This window comes from Microcoleus sp. AT8-B5, from assembly GCF_036705565.1.
GTDB lineage: Bacteria > Cyanobacteriota > Cyanobacteriia > Cyanobacteriales > Microcoleaceae > Microcoleus.
The window spans coordinates 4111-7281 of sequence record NZ_JAUBUY010000097.1 but is presented as its reverse complement, the minus strand read 5'-3'; the positions used below and the strand labels follow the sequence as shown (position 1 = coordinate 7281).

Sequence of the window (3171 nt, the reverse complement as noted above, 5' to 3'; positions counted from 1 at the left end):
TTTCCGGCAATAAAATAACCTCTGGCTTTAGTAATTGGTTTATAAACTTCTTGTACTAAGGCGGATTTACCTATGCCAGAGTAACCGGATACTAGCATCATTTCGGTGCTGCCCCTGCTGACTCGCTCAAAGGCTGCTAATAAGGTTTCAACTTCTGTTTCTCTGCCGTAGAGTTTTTGAGGTATCTGAAACTTATCTGTAATATCTTTTTGGGCGATCGCAAAATCTGCAATTCCTCCCGTAGTTTTTAATTGTTCTAGGCATTCTTCTAGGTCAGCGATAATTCCCCAAGGGCTTTGATATCTGGCTTCAGCGGTTTTCGCTAATAGCTTCATCACAATATCAGAAACAGCTTTAGGAATTTCTCGATTGATTTGGTGGGGCGGTACTGCTTGTTTGGCAATGTGACAGTGGATTAATTCCATTGCATCGCTGTAATCCCAGGGCAATTGCCCTGTTAGCATTTCGTAAAAAGTGACTCCTAATGAGTAAAAATCAGTGCGGTAGTCGATCGCTCTGTTCATTCTGCCTGTTTGTTCCGGCGATATATAGCTAAGGGTGCCTTCTAAAACATTAGGATTTTTCAGGGTAGGATTTTCGCGCTTTAAAACCGTAGAGATGCCAAAATCTATAATTTGAACTCGCCCTGTGCTTGAGTTGATAATAATATTGCTGGGATTAATATCTTTATGAATAATTTTATGTCTGTGAATTTCACCTAAAGCCCTGGTTATTTTAATAGCTGTTAATAAAAACTCTTCTAAGGTAAGTTTGTGAGAAGCCAACCAAAGCTTTAATGAGTCTCCACCACAATCCTCGAAAATGATAGCCAAACTGTTATGGTATCTTTCTAAGCTGTAGGTTTTAGGGACACTTTCTAGGTGAAGATTGTGTGTGATTTCGTATTCCTGCTTGTATCTGACTAACGAAGCTGGCATCGGATAATCTTGTTTGAGAAATTTGAGAATTACGGGTTGGTTGTCTTGCTTTCTCAGTCCCCGGTAAACTACAGAATTATTACTTTCATGGATCTGGTTGGTAATGTCGTAGCCCGGTAAGTTAATCATTCTTACAGCCTCTTGTCAGTATTAATACTCAATTATTTTTTATATATTGTTAGTTAATTAAGTATATGTATTATCTAATACACAATATTACCCTAAAATTTAAGAAAAGCTTAAGTTTTCCAAAAAAAATTATTTTTTCTTAACATTTCTTCAAAATAAGAGGGCTAAACATTCCGACCAGGAGTCCGATCGCTCCACAGTTTCCTGTAAAATCCGGCAAAACAGAGTGAAGTGCGATCGCCGTTAGTCTTCCTAGGAGATTTGGGCGTTGCATAATGAGAGTATAAATAGGGCGAATCACCATGCAATGAAAGCGAGTGCAAATTAACCCATATCCGTAGAAACACTAAGAAAAAAGGAAAACAGAACCACATTTGTGTCAAATGCGATCGTCAATTTATCGCTGATGATGAGTCCCACGCCTGGTTACAGCGAGACTGTGAAACCGGAATGCCTAAAAATGTATGTCAATAGTATAGGTTTTCGGGCAATTAACGAATCAAGGGAGTTCATCACACCACCCTAATAACTTCGGTAAGACTTGTGGGAAAACTCCATTACCAAGGATTGCCAATCATTGTAAAGGCGGCCCAATAATAAGGATGCGAAAGCACTCGATCGCCCCGCGCCGCAATTTCTGGAGGCAAAATTAGACCCCCAGAAAGCCCTTGGGCTCGCAACATCCCGTCTTGAATCCGCACGCGCCCCCGCAGCATCTCCAATTGCGCGCGTCGCAAAGCCTCCGCTTTAATCATCAAATTGCCACCGCGTCTGGGGGCCCGCAACTGGCGATAAAACTCAGTCATCAGCCCCAAAGTCCCATCATCGCTGACTTCCCACAAACTCGCCAAAGCGGATTTAGCACCGCTAGCTACCGCCAAACCCGCAAACCCCAACTCCGCATCTTCGTCGCCCAAAGCGGTACTGCACGCGCTTAAAACTAACAGATTCACCGGCGGTTCATTCCATCGCAACTGTCGCATTTGATCGATACGTAATTTACTATCCCACAACTGAATGTAAGAATTTTTCGGTTCTCCTGGCTGGAATTCGCTGTGAGTTGCTAAGTGAATGATGCCAAAAGGCTGATTTGCCCGCTGAGCTTGCAAATTTTCGAGAGTAAAATCTTGATTCAAAAATGATTTTCCTTCACTTGGCGGCGCGATCGACTCTAACTCCACCGGTACCGCTGGTAATGGCGCTTTATCTTCAAATACCGACGCCCCCATGGCCAAAATTTCATCATCCGCAATATTGTCGTAGCCGATATCAGTTAAGCTCAGACTCGGCATCACACTAATGCTGTATTTCTCAACTAAAAAGCCTTTGCCATCGTGAAGAGCAGCAAACGGCACGCTCCGCAAACCTGCTGCTGGAATTACAATTAAATTGTCAATCTTTAAAGCTGTCAATTCTGCGGCAACTGGTGCAATTAACCACCGATAAAGTTTTTGCGCGGTATCCAAATAACTAATGCTGCTTCTTTTTCGGGGATTAGTTATTTCGGTTTGCAGGGCGTCAGCTAGTTGCAACACCTGCCAGCGGGTTGTAGCCGGAATTAAAACGCGCTGGGGTTGAGCATTAGCTGTTACTAACACTATTTCTAAATGCTCCCCACTCGGAACATCGGAAACTTCTTTGCCATCCGGCGACAACCTCTGAGTCAACTTATCTTCTAAGGGATGAGATGGCTGGGATGCGAGGTTTGTTTTCACAGGCAATAGATTTGATAAATCCTGACTTGCCACCAGTACAGAATCATTTTCTTTGACAGCGGCTGCATCAGCTCTGCTGAGCCAATTCATATAAATAATAGCAGATTTGATTCCGGTAATTTTTTCGTTTTTGCGAAGATTTTCGTAAATTACCGACATATTCCCGATCGGTCTTCTTGCGGGCAAATCCAGATATTTTTCGTACTCGCGAGTAAAGATTTCCTCAAATGCTAAAACTCCCGAACCTGCCGAATCTAGCCTGCGAGAAGGAGCGAAAATATCCGGGCTAATTTCGGGAGTGTTGTATTGACTTTGCGATCGCAATTCTACTTGCACAGATGCAGGAAATGACAGCGCCGGATCGGGATTTACGGACTCAAGAGGCGGTG

The 3171-nt window shown here is 43.1% G+C and carries 2 protein-coding genes and 1 pseudogene; 1 reads left to right on the top strand and 2 read right to left on the bottom strand.

The genetic code is table 11. The features are described from left to right. A partial coding sequence (locus tag QUB39_RS30070; RefSeq protein ID WP_333485231.1) for a protein kinase domain-containing protein occupies nucleotides 1-1067 on the bottom strand: 1067 nt, incomplete at its 3' end. A 315-nt stretch (nucleotides 1068-1382) separates the two neighbouring features. On the opposite strand from QUB39_RS30070, the pseudogene QUB39_RS30065 reads away from it, so the two are divergent. Beyond that, a pseudogene (locus QUB39_RS30065) lies at nucleotides 1383-1622 on the top strand (IS1/IS1595 family N-terminal zinc-binding domain-containing protein); the annotation flags it as partial. A gap of 2 nt (nucleotides 1623-1624) precedes the next feature. Here QUB39_RS30065 and QUB39_RS30060 read toward each other — a convergent pair. Next, nucleotides 1625-3171 (bottom strand): CHAT domain-containing protein (locus QUB39_RS30060; protein ID WP_333056477.1); only part of this gene is annotated, 1547 nt, incomplete at its 5' end.